Source organism: Kitasatospora sp. NPDC048286 (genome assembly GCF_043201735.1).
Lineage (GTDB): Bacteria > Actinomycetota > Actinomycetes > Streptomycetales > Streptomycetaceae > Kitasatospora.
The window spans coordinates 78279-93980 of record NZ_JBICZE010000002.1 but is presented as its reverse complement, the minus strand read 5'-3'; the positions used below and the strand labels follow the sequence as shown (position 1 = coordinate 93980).

The 15702-nt window shown below is 70.3% G+C and carries 16 protein-coding genes; 10 read left to right on the top strand and 6 right to left on the bottom strand.

The annotated features are described in order from the left end of the window. Positions 1-48: 48 nt before the first annotated feature. The 4 genes from ACGF13_RS04720 to ACGF13_RS04705 all read left to right on the top strand — a co-directional run bounded on the left by ACGF13_RS04720 (position 49) and on the right by ACGF13_RS04705 (position 4489). Positions 49-564, top strand: a complete 516-nt coding sequence (locus ACGF13_RS04720; protein WP_392868947.1) for a hypothetical protein — start codon at positions 49-51, stop codon at positions 562-564. Beyond that, positions 561-1808 carry a haloacid dehalogenase-like hydrolase gene (locus tag ACGF13_RS04715; RefSeq protein ID WP_392868945.1) on the top strand — a complete coding sequence of 416 codons (1248 nt, stop codon included), beginning with the start codon at positions 561-563 and terminating at the stop codon, positions 1806-1808. Before ACGF13_RS04720 ends, ACGF13_RS04715 begins: the two co-directional genes overlap by 4 nt. Positions 1809-2015: 207 nt before the next feature. After that, complete coding sequence (locus tag ACGF13_RS04710; RefSeq protein ID WP_392868943.1) at positions 2016-2363, top strand: hypothetical protein; 348 nt, start codon at positions 2016-2018, stop codon at positions 2361-2363. A 101-nt stretch (positions 2364-2464) separates the two neighbouring features. Continuing rightward, positions 2465-4489, top strand: coding sequence for an alkaline phosphatase family protein (locus ACGF13_RS04705; protein WP_392868941.1), 2025 nt, complete (start codon positions 2465-2467; stop codon positions 4487-4489). A 95-nt stretch (positions 4490-4584) separates the two neighbouring features. On the opposite strand, the gene ACGF13_RS04700 is transcribed toward ACGF13_RS04705, so the two are convergent. Beyond that, positions 4585-4770, bottom strand: coding sequence for a DUF397 domain-containing protein (locus tag ACGF13_RS04700; protein WP_392868939.1), 186 nt, complete (start codon positions 4768-4770; stop codon positions 4585-4587). 2 nt (positions 4771-4772) lie between these two features. After that, a complete protein-coding gene (locus ACGF13_RS04695; protein WP_392868937.1) occupies positions 4773-5645 on the bottom strand; it encodes a helix-turn-helix domain-containing protein in 873 nt (290 codons plus the stop codon). 131 nt (positions 5646-5776) lie between these two features. Between ACGF13_RS04695 and ACGF13_RS04690 the strand changes: the two genes are divergently transcribed. Continuing rightward, positions 5777-6241: an ATP-binding protein gene (locus tag ACGF13_RS04690; RefSeq protein WP_392868936.1), complete on the top strand. Its 465-nt coding sequence runs from the start codon at positions 5777-5779 to the stop codon at positions 6239-6241. 209 nt (positions 6242-6450) lie between these two features. Further along, positions 6451-6651: a hypothetical protein gene (locus ACGF13_RS04685; protein ID WP_392868935.1), complete on the top strand. Its 201-nt coding sequence runs from the start codon at positions 6451-6453 to the stop codon at positions 6649-6651. A 135-nt stretch (positions 6652-6786) separates the two neighbouring features. Here ACGF13_RS04685 and ACGF13_RS04680 read toward each other — a convergent pair whose 3' ends face one another. Both ACGF13_RS04680 and ACGF13_RS04675 read right to left on the bottom strand, forming a co-directional pair. Beyond that, entirely contained in the window at positions 6787-7983 is a 1197-nt protein-coding gene (locus tag ACGF13_RS04680; protein WP_392868934.1) for a serpin family protein, read from the bottom strand. A 113-nt stretch (positions 7984-8096) separates the two neighbouring features. Further along, positions 8097-9524 carry an MFS transporter gene (locus ACGF13_RS04675; RefSeq protein WP_392868933.1) on the bottom strand — a complete coding sequence of 476 codons (1428 nt, stop codon included), beginning with the start codon at positions 9522-9524 and terminating at the stop codon, positions 8097-8099. Positions 9525-9589: 65 nt separating this feature from the next. On the opposite strand from ACGF13_RS04675, the gene ACGF13_RS04670 reads away from it, so the two are divergent. Both ACGF13_RS04670 and ACGF13_RS04665 read left to right on the top strand, forming a co-directional pair. Beyond that, positions 9590-9982, top strand: a complete 393-nt coding sequence (locus tag ACGF13_RS04670) for a winged helix-turn-helix transcriptional regulator (RefSeq protein ID WP_392868932.1) — start codon at positions 9590-9592, stop codon at positions 9980-9982. A gap of 114 nt (positions 9983-10096) precedes the next feature. After that, entirely contained in the window at positions 10097-10750 is a 654-nt protein-coding gene (locus tag ACGF13_RS04665) for a CAP family protein (RefSeq protein ID WP_392868931.1), read from the top strand. Between the two features lie 52 nt (positions 10751-10802). Here the strand turns inward: ACGF13_RS04665 and ACGF13_RS04660 are convergent, their stop codons facing one another. Both ACGF13_RS04660 and ACGF13_RS04655 read right to left on the bottom strand, forming a co-directional pair. After that, the gene (locus tag ACGF13_RS04660; protein ID WP_392868930.1) at positions 10803-11474 is read right to left on the bottom strand and encodes an NDP-sugar synthase; all 672 of its coding nucleotides are present in this window, start codon (positions 11472-11474) and stop codon (positions 10803-10805) included. Positions 11475-11707: 233 nt separating this feature from the next. Then, a complete protein-coding gene (locus tag ACGF13_RS04655) occupies positions 11708-13396 on the bottom strand; it encodes an RICIN domain-containing protein (RefSeq protein WP_392868928.1) in 1689 nt (562 codons plus the stop codon). A gap of 330 nt (positions 13397-13726) precedes the next feature. Between ACGF13_RS04655 and ACGF13_RS04650 the strand changes: the two genes are divergently transcribed. Together ACGF13_RS04650 and ACGF13_RS04645 are read left to right on the top strand one after the other, a co-directional pair. Further along, the gene (locus ACGF13_RS04650) at positions 13727-14950 is read left to right on the top strand and encodes a serine hydrolase domain-containing protein (protein WP_392868926.1); all 1224 of its coding nucleotides are present in this window, start codon (positions 13727-13729) and stop codon (positions 14948-14950) included. 106 nt (positions 14951-15056) lie between these two features. Continuing rightward, positions 15057-15602 carry a hypothetical protein gene (locus tag ACGF13_RS04645; protein WP_392868924.1) on the top strand — a complete coding sequence of 182 codons (546 nt, stop codon included), beginning with the start codon at positions 15057-15059 and terminating at the stop codon, positions 15600-15602. Positions 15603-15702: the final 100 nt, after the last annotated feature.

The window sequence follows — 15702 nt, the reverse complement described above, 5'->3', positions numbered from 1 at the left end:
TTCCGCCCCGGGCGAGCGGGGTCATCCGGAATGCCGAAGGAGCGCCCCATGGGCCGCTACATCACGGACGTGAACATCCTCGCCCCCTACGGAGACCAGCTGGTCCACGTGCCCAGTGGCTGGAACAAGCTGGACACCGACCTCAACAGCGGCGTGGGGGGTGCTTACGTCTACCTCGTCTACGAGCGGGCTGACCAGGACCAGGAGCGCCCGATCACGGACATCCGCATCCTCAAGGGGGACGAGAAGACGCCAGAGGGCTACCAGAAGATCCTGGTGGATCTCAACAAAGGTGCCTCCGACGCAAAAACGGGCAAGCCACATCCGCTCTTCATGGCTGTGACCCGTGAGAAGGGCAAGGGCCGCAAGGCCATTGAGGACCTGGTGATCACGTCCTGGTCCAAAGACGACAGTAACCCTGCCAAGCCGATTGACCCGCCGCCTGGTTACAGCAGGATCAAGCCCGATCTGAATGACGGCGTCAGCAAGGACACCAAGGACCCCGACCACGGCATCAGAACGACGTGGCTCTACCTCGATCGCAAGCCCGCCGTTCAGTCATGAGAGTCCCTCGCTGGGGGATCCGCGCCGTACTCGTCGCCGTCCCGGCGGCCGGAGTGCCGCCCCTTGCCGCCGCCCCACCCGCTTCGGCGGCGAACTGTCCGACCCTGGACACCCGGCTGGCCTGGTACGGCGACAACCGCCAGAAGCTCCAGGACTTCATCAACGCGACCGGCAGCTGCGCCCACCCCGACGCCCACCCGCTGGCCCTGTTCGACTGGGACAACACGCTGGTGAAGAACGACGTCGGCGACGCGATGATGTCCTGGTTGCTGCGCAACAGCAGGATCCTCCAACCCGCCGGCAAGAAGTGGACGTCTACCAGCCGCTACCTGACATCCGACGCCGCTACGGCGCTGAGCAAGGCCTGCGGGGATGCCACCGCCGCCGGTAGCCCCCTCCCCACCGCCACCGACACCGGGTGTGCGGACGAGATCCTCTCGGTGTACGACGAGCACACCACCACCGGCGGCAAGGTGGCCTTCGCGGGTTTCGACCACCGGCGCATCAACCCCGCGTACGCCTGGGGCGCCCAACTCCTCGCCGGGTACACCGCCGAGGAGGTCAAGGCGTTCGCCGGCGAGGCCCGCGCGGAGAGCCTGGCGGCGTCCCCGTCGGACTCCGCCCAGGCGATCCGCACCGTCTGGGTGCGGTATTACGAGCACATGCGCGACCTGGTCGGCACCTTGCAGAAGGCCGGCTTCGACACACGCGTCGTCTCCGCCTCCCCGGAGCCCGTGGTGCAGGTGTGGGCCGAAGGCCTCGGCTTCGCGGCCGACAAGGTGATCGGGGTCCGCAACAAGACCGAAAACGGCAAGCTGACGGCCCACTTGGCCGACTGTGGCGGCGCAGAGGCCGACTCCGTGATCACCTACATCGACGGCAAGCGCTGTTTCGTCAACCAGGAAATCCTCGGCATCAAGGGCCAGGCGGCCTTCCAGGAGGCCCCCGAGGCCAAGCGCCAGGCCTTCGCCGCCGGGGACTCCACCACCGACGTCACCTTCGTCGGCGACGCGACGGGGATCCGCCTGGTGATCAACCGGCAGGCGCCCGAGCTGATGTGCCACGCGTACGCCAACGAGGACGGCAAGTGGCTGGTGAACCCGATGTTCATCGACCCCCTGCCCGCCAGGCCCTGCCCGTACCCCTGCTCCACCACCGCCTACACGGCGTCGGACGGCACGGCGGGGCCGGTGCACGACGACAGCGGGCACGTGATCCCGGACCAGGTGGACGCCGTTCACTGAAAGGGAAATCTTGCTCCCGAAAATGCAGATCCTGTACGAACTCATGGATCTTTCAAGCACTGCACCTCACAGTGATCAGGCGTAGCCTGAGAGTGGTGCCGGAATGCGGGTGTCCGCCCCGCAGTGGCCTGCAGACCGGGTGTGATCGTGCCGCCCGTGGCAAGCGGCCGGGCACCTCAGGAGGCATGACCAGGGAAGGGGTTCGTCATGGGATTCAGTCACGTGGACGCGGTGATGGCCGTACCCGACCAGCCGAATCAGTTCTTCGTGTTCAGTGGCAGCGACTATCGGACCGTCGAGATCGAGGTCAAGAGTTCGCATCCGTATCCGTGCAACATCATCTACCAGGGAACCCTCAAGGAGGACTGGCCCAGCCTGTCCGACTTCTCCTCGGTGGACGCCGTCATGAAGGTCCCCGACGGGAGCAACGAGTACTGGGTCTTTTCCGGTGACCGGTTCGTCCGCATCAACGTGGCGAACGGGGAGGGACATCCGGACACCAAGACCTACGGGCCGGCGCCGCTCAGCGAGTGGACGTGCATCGCCGGCGACTGATCGCGCCGTTCACCACCCAGATTTCTGGCGCCTTGTCGAAACCGGCCGCTCGACCGGGGAATCCGGCCGAGCGGTCCGTGCGCCCCATCCATGGAGACGAGATGAGTGACAAGACGGTCCCGACCGACCTGCCGCAGTCCCTGAAGGACGCCATGAAGCGCCAGCCGCCGAAGGGAGGGCTCAAAGCGGTCAAGCACGTCGTCCTCCTGATGCAGGAGAACCGTTCCTTCGACCACTACTTCGGCAAGGGCTTCGACGGCGTGCGGGGCTTCGAGGACCGCAACATGGTCCTACTGCCCGACGGCAAGACGGCGGTCAAGCAACAGCCGGGCTCCGACGGGCCGCAGCGGTGGCCGATCCCCGGCAAGGACACCGACAACGATCTCAATCACAACTGGGAGGGCGGTCACGAGGCCTGGCACGAGGGTTGGTACGACCGCTGGGTGGCGGCCAAGACGGCAGCCACGATGGGGTTCTACGACCAGCCCGAGGTGGTCGGGTTCTACCGGCAGCTGGCCAACGCCTTCACCATCTGCGACGGCTACTACTCGTCCGTGATCGGCGAGACCACCAGCAATCGGAACTACTTCTTCTCCGGATTCGGCGGCTGGGAACCCACGGGGGTGCGGGTGACCGGTTCCGAGGCCCACGTGCGGGAGAAGACCGGGAGCAAGGAGGCCTACAACTGGACGAGTTACCCGGAACTCCTGGAAGCCGCCGGGGTTTCCTGGCAGGTCTACCAGGAGTGGGACAACTTCTACGACAACAACCTGGAATTCCACGAGGAGTTCCGGAGGATCGCCCTCAAGGTTCTGGGGGGTAGTAGCAAACTCAAGAACCGGCACAGCCTGTACAACTTCTACCACCCGACGGACAACGACAGCTCCCCTCCTGGGCCGGACGACATCAGCCAGGCCGATCTGGACGCCCTGGATGCCGAGGTCAAGAAACTCTCCCCCTCCGAGCGGAGCCTCTTCGAGCGCGGGTTGCGCCGTCAAAGGCCCGCCAAGAACGGAGGCGGCGTCGACAGCATCCGTGGCTTCGTCCAGGCGTTCGCGGACGACGTCACTGCGAACAAGCTGCCGCAGGTGTCGTACCTGCTCGCCTCGGCGCGGGATTCGGAGCACCCGGGGAACTCGTCACCGGGATTCGGTCAGCAGGTCGCCTACCAGGTGCTGGACGCCATCGCCCAGAAGCCCGAAGTGTGGGATTCCACCATCGTGTTGATCAGCTACGACGAGAACGGCGGCCTCTTCGACCACGTCCCGCCGCCGGTGCCGCCGTGGCGGTGGGCCGACGAGCTCGTGGACGGCGTACCCATCGGGCTGGGGACCAGGGCGCCCATGATCGCGGTGTCCCCGTGGACGGTCGGCGGCTTCGTCAACTCGCAGATCTTCGATCACACTTCGCAGGTCCGCTTCCTGGAGAACTGGCTGGGCGTGCACCAGCCGGCCATCAGCCGGTGGCGTCGTACCGTGGCGGGGGACCTCTCCTCGGTCTTCGACTTCGGCCGCACCAAGCCCGTGAGACGCCTGCCTGCCGAGTTCAAGACCCGCTGGGCGCGGCCGCTGCCCTACCAGCCCGACGCCCACGGGACGTTCGACGACGACACGCAGAACTTCATCCTGCGGATGCACAACAGCGGGAAGGAAAGCGTGCACCTCACGCTCTACCCGTACGCCGGTGAGTTCGACGTCCCTCATCACTTCGACGTGCTCGGCAGCGAGGTCGAGGGCGTCCCGGTCAAGGACGGCGCCTACAACTTCACCCTCGTCGGCCCGAACGGCTTCCGGCGCGAGTTCGCGGGCAAGACCACCGGCGACTCGGCGCTGGTCGACGTTGCCACGACGGTGGACGAGAAGGCTCTGGAACTGAAGCTCACTGTCACCAACCGGGGCTCTACGCCCGTCAAGGTGAAACTCGCCCGGACCGAGGGCGGGTACGGCGACGCCGACCCGCAGGAGAAGGAAATTCCCGCGAACGGGCTGCCGGTAACGATGACTTGGGAAGCCAAGGACACTCACGGCTGGTACGACGCAACCTTCACCACCATGGAGAAGGGCTCCACCTACCGGCGCCGCTTCATGGGCCACATCGAGAACGGCAAGCCGAGCATCGGCGGCTGACACGCGCGGGCCGGACCCGTACAGAGTGGATCTGTCGATACGCCAACGGCCCGCCGCCCGGTAGGCGGTGGGCCGTTGAGGGGAGGTCCGGTCGGTCAGACCTCGGTGGTGGCGGCGAACTTCACGAAGGCGTCCCATGAGGCCGGCTCGAAGGCCAGCTGGGGGCCGCTCTTGTCCTTGGAGTCACGGATGTGGACGACACCGGGGGTCTCGGCGACCTCGATGCACTGCGCGCCCTCGTTGGTGCTGTAGCTGCTCTTGAACCACGCCAGCTCGGCCATGCCTACCGCTCTCCCAGAATCGCTTCGATCAGGGCCAGGGACTCCTTCAGCCCCAGGGCCTGGGCCCGGATACTGCTGTACCGTGCGGCCATATTACGGACTTCCACCGGGTCCGTGATCAGGCGGTTTACGTGCTGTGCCTCTACATAACCGATCTGCGGTCGGTTGGGCGGGGTCAGCAGTGTGAACGAGCCGCTCATGCCCGCATGGCTCATCCGGTCGAGCGGCATGACCTGGAGCTCGGGGCCCCGCATCTGCCCCACCTTCAGCAGGTGCTGGAGCTGCTCCTTGTGCACGTCCCACCCGCCCAGCGGGCGCCGCAGCACGCTCTCGTCGATCACCCACGTCACCACCGGTAGGGGCCAGCGGGCCAGGATCTCCTGCCGGGCCAGTCGCGCTGCCACCCACTCCTCGATCTTCTCGGGGGAGAGGATCGGCCGGCGCATCTCGTACAGAGCGCGGATGTACGCCTCGGTCTGCAGCAGTCCCGGGATCACCATCGTGCCGTACTCGTGGATCTCGATGGCCCGGTGTTCCTCCGATGTGAAGGCCTTGGAGTAGGCCGGATGACGCTCGCTCATCCGGATCTTCGCCTTCATCACGTCGTTCGCCACAACCTTCAGGGCGCCTCCGGCGTTGATGATCGGGTCCACCATCGTCAGGAACTCGATCCGCGCCGTTCGCACCCCCCGCTCCATCGCGCCGATCTGCTCCTCGCTGTAGCCGGTCAGCTTGGCCAGCTCCTTCTGCGTGATGCCGGCCCGCGTGCGGAAGTGCTTGATCAGCTTGCCCACCGCGCTGTAGAACTCCGCGACCCCGTCGGAGAACTCCGCCGTCTCGCCGTCATCGAACACCGTGCGCTCGACGCCAGCCATGAGTACCACCCGCCCTTGCGATCGATTGATCCGGGCCGACCGTCATATCGACCCTTGGTGTCCGTACAGGCACCCTCCGTGCCCGCCGGGATCCTGGTCAGCGTACTTCCGCCTCGCCACGCTTGATTGCCATGACGACGGACATCCCCCTCGACAATCCCCGGTCCCGTACCGCCCTCCTCGCCGCCACCCCCAAGGGCGCCGCCATCGGCCGCCGCCTGGCTCGGCGTCAACTCACCGACTGGGGGCTGCACTCCACGCACACCGAGCCCTTCCACTGCGCGCTGCTGGTCATCGCGGAGCTGGCCGCGAACGCGATCACGCACGGACGCATTGCGGGGCGCGGGTTCGAGCTTCACCTCTCCCTCACCACCTCCGTGCGCCGGGGCACCACCCTGCGCATCGAGATCAGCGATCCCCGGGGCGACAGGCTCCCCATCCTCCCCGTCGTCCACACCCCCAACGCCCAGAGCGGTCGCGGCCTCACCCTCATCGACGCGCTCTGCGACCGCTGGGGCACCATCCCCCGCCACCCCAACTCCAAGACCGTCTGGGCCGAACTCGACCTCGCCGCCACCGCCCCCGATGCCCCCTGAACCCCGGCATAGCCCCACCCCAACACCCCGATGAACCAACAGGAGTGGGAAGTCGACCAGGCCGACTTCCCACTCCTCCGACATCCGAGATTTATGGGATATCCCCGTGTCGACGGCCGCTGCCAGGATGTGGCGTACGGAGCCGAACACTCCGGCCGGGCTTCGCGGGGGAGCGCCCGGCCGCCGTTTCGAAGGAGGAACCCACACCCATGAACATCCGCCGACTGGCCGCCACCGCGGCCGCCGCGGCCGTGCTGGCCCCCGTGCTCGTCCTCGCCGCCGGCACCCAGGCGAACGCCTACCCCAGGACGTTGTCGAAGACGGAGCAGTGCACGGCGGCGTACAACGTCAACTACTGGGTCGGCGGCGCGGCCTTCGCCCGCACCCAGTGGTACGCCTGCATGGCCTGACCACCTCCGCAGCCCCCGGCGCCGGCCGGGGGAAGCCCAAGGGAGTGGGAAGTCGGCCCGACCGACTTCCCACTCCCTTGGCGTGATGCCTGTGCGGCCGCGCTTCGGCCCGGTGCGGTCCCTTGCTTCACGGACTCACCATTCCCAGGCCGGCTCCTCGAAGGCCTCGGGTTCGGTGACCCAGCCGGCGTTCAGGACGAGCCGTGAGGTGCGGTGGATGGCGAGGAAGCCGAAGGGGCGGTCGAATCGGGCGGTGATCCTGCGGGCGCGGTAGCGGTACTGCGGCGGCAGTCCCGCAGCTGCCACACCCAGCGCGGTGACGCTCGCGGAACGGAAGCCGCGCTCCCCGAACGTGGCCGTGACCGTCTGGGCGGCCGCCCCTACCGCCAGCGGATCGTTGCTGATGGCGGGGAAGTGCCCTCGGGTTCGGTCCGTCGCCGTCCGGAGACCGAACAGGTCGGGGTCTTCGAGGAGATCGTGGCGGGCGGTGACGGTGAACGGCACCGTCTCCACCAGCAGCTCCGGTGTGCCGTCGAGGCTGGGAACGCGCTCGACGGTCAGCCCGGGGCCTGGAGCGCCGTAGGGGAGTCGGTCGCCTGGGAGCACCGACCTGCGGTCGTCGAGGGTTCGTACGGCCGCGGGTAGTACCTGCCCGGGCGAGGCGTCCTCGGTTCCCAGGAACAGGTGGACGTCGACTCCTTGGGCCCCGAGGACCTGCAGTACGGTGATCGGGCCGATCGGGGTCTGTGCGACTCCCACCCGGTCGAGCAGTGCGGTGGTCCGGAACAGCCCGGCCAGGTCTCTGCCCCGCCAAGGGCCCGCCCCCGCCTCCAGGCCGGCACGTTCGAACGGGCGGATCCAGTCGGTGCGGACCGTCAGGACGCCGGCCAGCACCACCCGGGTGTCGGTGTCGACGTCGACGGGCATCGACGCGATCTGCCCGTCGGTACACGTTGCAGCCCAGGCGTCGAGTCGAGCCTGGTCCGAGACCGCGTCGCCGGTGAGCTGTTGGTGGACGTGCTCGGGGAGCTCGGCGAGCCAGCCCGGTTCGAGCGGCAGCGTCTCGTCGGTCCACAGGCCGAGCGCACTCCGCACGCCCGGCATCGCATCGATCGCGGCCAGCAGGCCCCGCGCCTCCTCCGCGGCGTGCTCCGCCGGGATGCCGACGGCGTCGGCGAGTTCACCGCGGGCGGGGCCGGCGGCGCCGTGCGCCAGCAGGGCGAGCAGCGGCCACACCCCGGCGGTGGTGAAGGCCGTGCCGCCTTCCGGTAGCGCGGAAGCCCAGCGCGCCGTCAACGCGTTGACGGCCCGGACGGTGGAACTGCGTGTCATCCCCACCCCAGCCCCACCCCTTCGAGGAACACCAGTTCCCGGGAGCGTAGGGCCGGTCCGCCGGTGGCGGCCACCGAGTTGATTCGCCGCCGCTCGCTCAGCCGCTCAGCCGCTCAGCCGCTCGGGCTGCGGGGGCCGCGGACGGCGACGGCGACGGTGAGCAGCGCCGCGAGCGAGAGGCCCGCCGCTGTGAGGAAGGCCGCCCGGTAGCCGCCCAGCACGTCGTCACCGGCTGTGGCGGCGACGGTGGACAGGACCGCGAGGCCGAGTCCGCCCCCGACCTGGAGCGCGGTGTTGAACAGGGCGCCGGCCAGGGCCTGTTCACCGGTTCCCGCGCCGGACAGCGCGGTGACGTTCGCCGACACGAAGGTCTGCGAGAGGCCGATGACGAGGACGACCAGGAGCGGCAGGATGACGGCCCAGTAGTTCGCCCCGGGGCCGACCAGCGAGAACAGGGCGAGGCCGATCGTGTAGCAGGTCAGGCCGAACAGCATGAGCCGCCGCGCGCCCAGCCGCGGGAGCAAGCGCCCCGCGACGAGAGGCAGGAGGGTGCCGCCGACGGCCAGCGGCAGGAAGGCCACGCCCGTGGCGAGCGGGCTGAACCCGAGGACGTTCTGCAACAGGAGTGCGGCGAAGTAGTTCACCCCGACCCAACCCGCGTACATGAGGACGGCGACCGCCAGGGCCGCGGCGAGGTTCGGCCGCTTCCACACCGCCGGCGGGACGAGCGGCTGGTCCGCCCGGCGCTGCCAGAGCCCGAAGCCGGTCAGCAGGGCCACCGCGAGCGCCGCGGCCGCCCAGCCGGGAGCATCGGCCGCGTTCGCGCCGAACCGGGTCGAGGCGAAGGAGAGCCCCAGCAGACCGACGGTCACCAGCGCCGCACCGGGGAGGTCGAGGCGTCCGTGGGCACGGTCCACGGGCGCGTCCGCGGGGATCAGCGCGAGCACACCCGCGATGAGCGCGACCACCACCAGGACGTTCACGGCGAACATCGACCGCCACCCGATCGACCCCGCCAGCGCGCCACCCACGACCAGCCCGAACGCGAGGCCGACGCCGCCCATGGCGCCGAACGCTCCGAGCGCCCGCGACCGCCCCGGTTCCGTACGCCACAGGGCGCCGATCAGGCCGAGTGCGGCCGAGACGGTCACCGCCGCACCGGCGCCCTGGACCGCGCGGGCCGCCACGGCGAGCAGCAGCGAGTGCGAGGCCCACACCACCGCGGACGCGGCGGCGAACACCGCCATCCCGCACAGCAGCGCCCGGCGCCGCCCGTACAGGTCGGCGGCCCGCCCGGCCACCATCAGGAAGCCGGCGAACATCAGGGAGTAGGCCGAGACCACCCAGGAGAGCTGCCCGGGGGAGGCGTTCCAGTCCCGCGCCATCCCGGGCAACGCCATGTTGACCGACGAGAGGTTCATGATGTCGAGGGCCTGGGCGGTGCACAGAACGGCCAGTGCCGCCCCGGAGCCACCGGAGCCACCGGAGCCTTGAGATGCCGCCCGGAGGGCGGACGCGTCCAGAGATTGCGATGTCGTCACGCATCCAGTCTCTGGAGTACGGCTCGGGCCGGGAAGTATGCACAACGAAGTGCCATACTTCCCCAATGGATAGTGTCACCTCATCGCGGAACGTCGCCAAGGCCGCTGACGCCGGCACCACGGTGCAGCTGGAGCAGGGCTGCACGACCCGCCGGGTCTTCGACCTGGTCGCCGACAAGTGGATGCTGTCGATCCTCTGCGTGCTGTCCGAGGGGACCGCCCGCTACAGCGCACTGCAGCGGGCAGTCGTCGGGATCACCCCCAAGGTCCTCACCCAGCACCTGCGTTCACTGGAGGGCAACGGGCTGCTGACCCGCACCGTCTTCCCGGTCGTCCCGCCGCACGTCGAGTACGAACTCACCGACCTCGGACGATCCCTCAGGCAGGCCCTGCAGCCCCTCCTGGCCTGGGGCGAGTCCCACCTCGACGAGATCGAGCAGGCCCGGAGCACCGGCTGAAGCCCGCGGCGTCGCGGCGGCCGGGACTGATCCTTCCGCCTGACCTCCCGTGCCCTCGTCTCCCGCGGCGGCGTTAAGCCGCTGACGATCGCTCGAAGTGCGAAGGAGACCGCCGTGGAACGACGCCGAATCCGCAACGCCGTCCTGAGCGGCGCGTGCAGCGCCGCGGCGGCCGTCGGCGTGCTCGTGCCGGCGCAGCCCGCCCAGGCGCAGCCCGTCCAGGCCGCCGAGGGCTACCCCCGCCCCGCGCTTCCCGTCGTGACGGACCAGGCGTTCCAGGACGAGGCCCTCCAGGCGCACAACCAGTACCGCGCCAGGCACAACTCCCCGCCCCTGACGGTCGATCCGGAACTCGTCGAGTACGCCAAGCAGCGCGTCATCCACCTGAGCACCGGTCGCAGGCTCGACCTGGTGCACGAGGGCCGGGTCAAGGGCGCGGGAGAGAACGCGTGGTGGGGCTGGAGCGGCCCCCTCGAACTGGGCATCGACCCGGCCCCGGCGGGTTCCGCGGTGGAGGCCTGGTACAAGCAGGGCAGCAACTACCGGTTCGACAAGCCCGGTTACGACCAGAACCCGGGCACCGGCCTGTTCACCCAGGTGGTCTGGAAGGCCACGACCCGCATCGGTTGCGCCCGCGCCGCGGGGGAGGGGACGGGCGAGACCAAGGACGGCCTGGAGTCGTACATCGTCTGCCTGTACAAGGTGCCGGGCAACGCCGGAGACCCGGCCGCCTACCAGCAGAACGTGCTGCCTCCGGTGGACAACTGACCGCAGGCCGCGGGGGAGTGGAAGCGGGCCGGGCCGCCTACGCCGCCTGGGCCTACGGCGCCACGCGGGCCCGCAACTCCCGTAGGTCGCCAGGGGTGTTCACGGCGCACCAGAAGCCGTCGGTGCGGTAGCCGGCCAGCTGTCCCAGCCGGACGAGGTGCGGCAGCGTGGTGTCCGCGTGGTCCCCTTCGTCCGGGAGCAGGGGGACCACACCGGGTGCGAAGGCGTACACCCCGCCGTTGACCGTGCAGCCGGGTGGGGGCGGCGCCGCGAGCTCGGCGACCCTCCCGCCGGCGTCGCAGACCACCGTGCCGTGGGGCAGCCGGGGCGGGACCAGGGCGACCGTGGCCAGCGCCCCGCACCGTACGTGGTGAGCGGCCAGCGCGGTGAGCGGGAACTCGGCCCAGATGTCGCCGTAGACGGCGAACCACGGCTCCCGCGGCGCCGGAAGCGCGCGGGCGGCGAGCTTCAGCCCGCCGCCCCGGCCCAGCGGGAGGTCCTCCACGACCACGGTGGTGCGGACCGGCAGGGCCGCCGTGCGCACGTAGTCGGTGATCACCTGCGAGCGGTAGCCCGCCGAGACGACCACCGTCTCCACACCCGCGGCGGCGAACCGGTCGATCTGGTGGCGCAGCAGCGGTGCGCCGTTCACCTCGACCATCGGCTTGGGGCGCAGGTCCGTGTACGGGGCGAGCCGGCCGCCGCGCCCGCCCGCGAGGATCACGGCCTGGCGGATCGGGGACGGGGGAGGGGACGTGGGAGGGGGCGAGGGAGTCGGGGGAGTCGGGGGAGGAACCTCCGGTGAGCACGTTCCCGACCTCATTCCCGACCTCCCGGGAGCGACGGCGACACGGGCGGCCCCGACGCACCGTGGACAGCTACCCGACCCGATCACCGGGGAATCCCCGCCCCGGCCGAACTGTCGGGGCGGGGATTCCGTGTGGGACTCCGTGCGGGTCAGCTGGTCGGGTCGAGGCGGAACCGCTGGTTGTCGGCGGCCAGCCACTCCCACTGCCGGAGCTGGACGCCGTTGCGCTGGTCGGCCGGGCCGCCGGCGACGTCGAGGACCTTGCCGCTGTGGCGGGCGGTGAGCCGGTAGTGGCCGTCCCCGGCCGGTTCGACGCGCCACTGCTGGCCGGCGGCGCCGGTCCACTGGGCCTGGACGATGGCGGCGCCGTCGCCGGTGGACTCCTGGTCGACGGTGAGGGCCTTGCCGCTGTGCTGGGCGATGAGGCGGTAGTAGCCGTCGGCGACGGGTTCCAGGCGCCACTTCTGGTTGCTGCCGTTCAGCCACTCCCACTGGTGGACGAGGACACCGTCCTGGGTGGCCGCGTAGCCGCCGGCGACGTCCACGGCCTTGCCGCTGTGCTTCGGCGTCAGCCGGGCCTGGGCCGGCACGGAGCCGGAGCCGGAGGCGGGGGAGGTGGTGGTCTCGGCCTGGACCTCGGGGTACTGGGCGTGGTGGAAGGCGTCCCCGTCGAACTTCAGCTGGGTGGCCACCACACTGCCGTCCGCGCGCAGGGTGCGCAGCCCGTACGAGCCGACCCAGAGCGCACCGGCGGTGTTCTTGGGCGTGACGAGCCGCCGGGTGAGGGTGCGGGAGCGGAACTCGGAGACGGAGGTGGAGCTCTCGTAGCCGAGTTCGGTGCTGACGGTGGCAGAGACGGTGGCGCCGATGCCGAAGACCTTGACGCCGGCCTCGGCGGTGACGCTGACGGCGGTGGAGGCCTGGAAGGTCTCGCTGCTGGTCTTCTCGACGCCGACGGTCACGGCGTCCTCGACCGTCTGGTCGCTGGAGGTGCGGTTGTCGTTGAACAGCAGCAGCGACCACCAGGCGCGACGCTCGATCGTGTAGTACGGGGAGTTCTCCACCCGCCAGGCCATGGACTTGGCGTCGTCGCGCACGGCGGTGAGCGGCACCCGGACGCGGTGGTCGGAGACCGCGGCGGTGGCGGCGGCCGGCCGGGTGCGGCCGGTCAGCTGCGGCGGGACGGGTGTCACCTCGGTGTGCTCGGAGGGCAGCGGCAGCAGCAGCGCGTACAACTCCGGTGCCCGGGAGGGCTTGTCGTAGCCGCCGAGCGCGACGAAGGACTCGGAGGCGATCACCGCCTTGGTGGCCCCGGGGCTGTCGTCCACGAAGCCGGTCGGGGCGGCGATGCGCCAGGCGCTGAAGTCGTACTTGCCGCCGCCACCGCCGTCGTCCCAGAGCAGGTCGCCGGCCTCGACCGGGATGGTCAACTCCTCCTTGACACAGACGACATCGTCGAGTGACGGCTTGTCGTACGAGTTGACGAAGACGTTGCCCAGCGCCCGGTACCCGGGCGGCGGCACCGGCCGCCAGCACGTACCGTCCGTCTGCCCGCCGGTCTTGGTGTCGTCCCACACCCACGTGTAGTCCACCGGCCGGGCGAGCAGGCTCCCGCCCGTACCGGCGGCCTGGCGCACGCACGGCGCCGCCACCACGCCGTTGGCGTCCGTCAGCGACGGCAGGCCCACGCTGCCCAGCGCCTGGAAGCCCTCGGGGGGCAGCGGGTGGTAGAACGCGCTGGAACGGCGCGTCCGCTTGCCCTTCGTGTCGAAACCCAGGCGGAAGCTGGTCGTGAACGCGATCTCCAGATCGCCCAGACGCAGGACGGCAGGGGGCATGCGAGGTCTCCGATCGGTCGGCCGGGGTGCGTTGCGCACGTACCGTACCCGGGGGTCGCCGGCCGCTTCCGCCGGTAGGGGGAGCGGGTCGTGGGGTGTACGAAGTTGATTAACTCAGGTTTCCTGAAGTCGCTTTATGGGATGTGATCGGTGACGATTCTGATCGTTTCCGGTCCGGCTGGACCGTGCTGCGGCTCCGGGTCGACCCTGACGGAAGATCAGGGGACGGTGGCGTCCCGCCCCTGATGCCGCGGGCGGGCGTCGCCGGAAGACTCGTCGCCGGGCCGGGAACCGCCGGCCGGGGGACGAACAGTCTGGAGATGGACGCACATGAGTACGAACGTGAACGCGTGGAAGAGTCGGAGCCGTTGGGCCGTCCTGGCCGCCGCCGGGGCCCTGGCGACCGCGCTGACGGTCGGGGCGGGCGCGCCCGCCCTCGCCGCTGCGCCTGTCTCCTCCGCTGCCTCTGCTTCCGCTGCCTCTGCTTCCGTACCGCCGCTGGACCGGGCGGCGATCCGCGCCGCCCTCGCCCAGCGGCCCGCCGCCGACGTCTCCGCCGCCTTCGTGCGGGTCACCGGTTCCGCGGGGAGGTTCGAGGGCACCTCGGCGGAGGGCGGGATGTCGGTGGACCCGCGGGGCAGGTTCCGGATCGGGTCGATCTCGAAGATCTTCACCGCCACCGTCGTCCTCCAACTCGCCGCCGAGGGGCGGATCGACCTCGACGGCAGCGTCCGGCAGTACCTCCCGGACTTCCCCTACGAGGCCGTCACGGTGGGGCAGTTGCTCAACCACACCAGTGGACTGCCCGCCGGCGACGGCAAGGCCTGGGGCGACGGCACCACCGGCTGGTTCGCCGAGCACCGGCTCGACTCGGCCACCCCCGAGGAGGTCGTCGCCACGATGAAGGGCCAGAAGCTGGGCTTCGACCCCGGCACCGCCCAGCAGTACAACGGCATGAACACCTTCGTCGCCGGGCTGGTCGTCGAGAAGGTCACCGGCCACCGCTACGCCGACGAACTGCGCGACCGGATCATCCGCCCGCTCGGCCTGCGCGACACCGACCTCCCGGACGCCGACGACCCGCGGCTGCGGCACCCCGCGACCCACCCGTACCTGACCGTCCCCGACGCCGACGGCGGCTCGCACCGGGCGGACGTGACCGAGCAGAGCCCGTGGCCCTGGGCGGAGGGCGGCATGATCTCCAGCGCTTCCGACCTGGAGCGCTTCATGACCGCCCTGTTCCGGGGGCGCCTCCTCCCGCCGGCCCAGCAGGAGAAGCTGTTCACCGTCCCGGACGTGCCCCTCGCCCCGCACAGCAGCCACTGCGGGGGCGCCGCGTGCATGAGCATGGGGCTCGAACGCCTCGCGTCCGACGGCATCGTGGTCTGGGGCAAGACGGGCTCCCGGCCCGGCTCCACCAGCGGCGTCTTCGCCACCCGGGACCTCGCCCGTACGGTCGTGTACTCGACCGACCCGACCGCGCTGAAGGGCGCCGAGACCCCGTACGTCATCGGGCTGGTGAAGTCCGCCTTCGGCCTGGCCTCCATCGGCTGACGCCTCGGCTCCACCGCTGGGCCGACGGCGGGCTGGCTCGCGCGGGGGAGGGGAACCGGCCTCGGGGCGGACGTGGGGCGGGGGTGCTGTCCGGGACGGTGGACACATGCTGAAGAACATCCCGGTGGGTGACACCGAACGCCCCGTGCCCCGGTGGGCCCTGCGGCTCGCCAAGGCCCTCCCGTTCGTCGTACTGCCGCACTGCCTGTGGCGGCTGCCGTTCGCGTTCGACTTCCGGATGGGGACGGTCGACCCGACCGCCCCGGCCTACGTCTGGTGGTGCACGCCGTACGTGATCGGCCTGAGCGTGGTCACCGAGGCGCTGACGATCCTGACCCTGGGGCTGGTCAGCGGCTGGGGTGAGGTCTTCCCGCGCTGGGTACCCGTGCTGCGCGGCCGCCGAGTGCCACCACTCGCGGCACTCGTCCCGGCCGTGCTCGGCGGCCTGACCCTGGTGGCCCTCTTCGGTGGCATGCCCCTCGCCTGGCTGGGCGTGTTCAAGGAAGTCGGCTACAGCAACGCCTGGTGGATGGCCCTCGGCCGGATCTGCACCTCGACGGCGATGCTCTGGGGCCCCATCACCCTCGCCCTCGCCTGCTCCTACTACCACCGCCGCCGCCACGCGGGCCGACCCCTCGCCACCGCAGCATAGGAAGTCGGCCAGGCCGACTTCCTGTGCCTGCTGGTGCATTGTTTGGGGGCTTCGACGGCTACCCCCGCTTCGGGCTGCATGAGAAGTCGGAGGGGCCGAC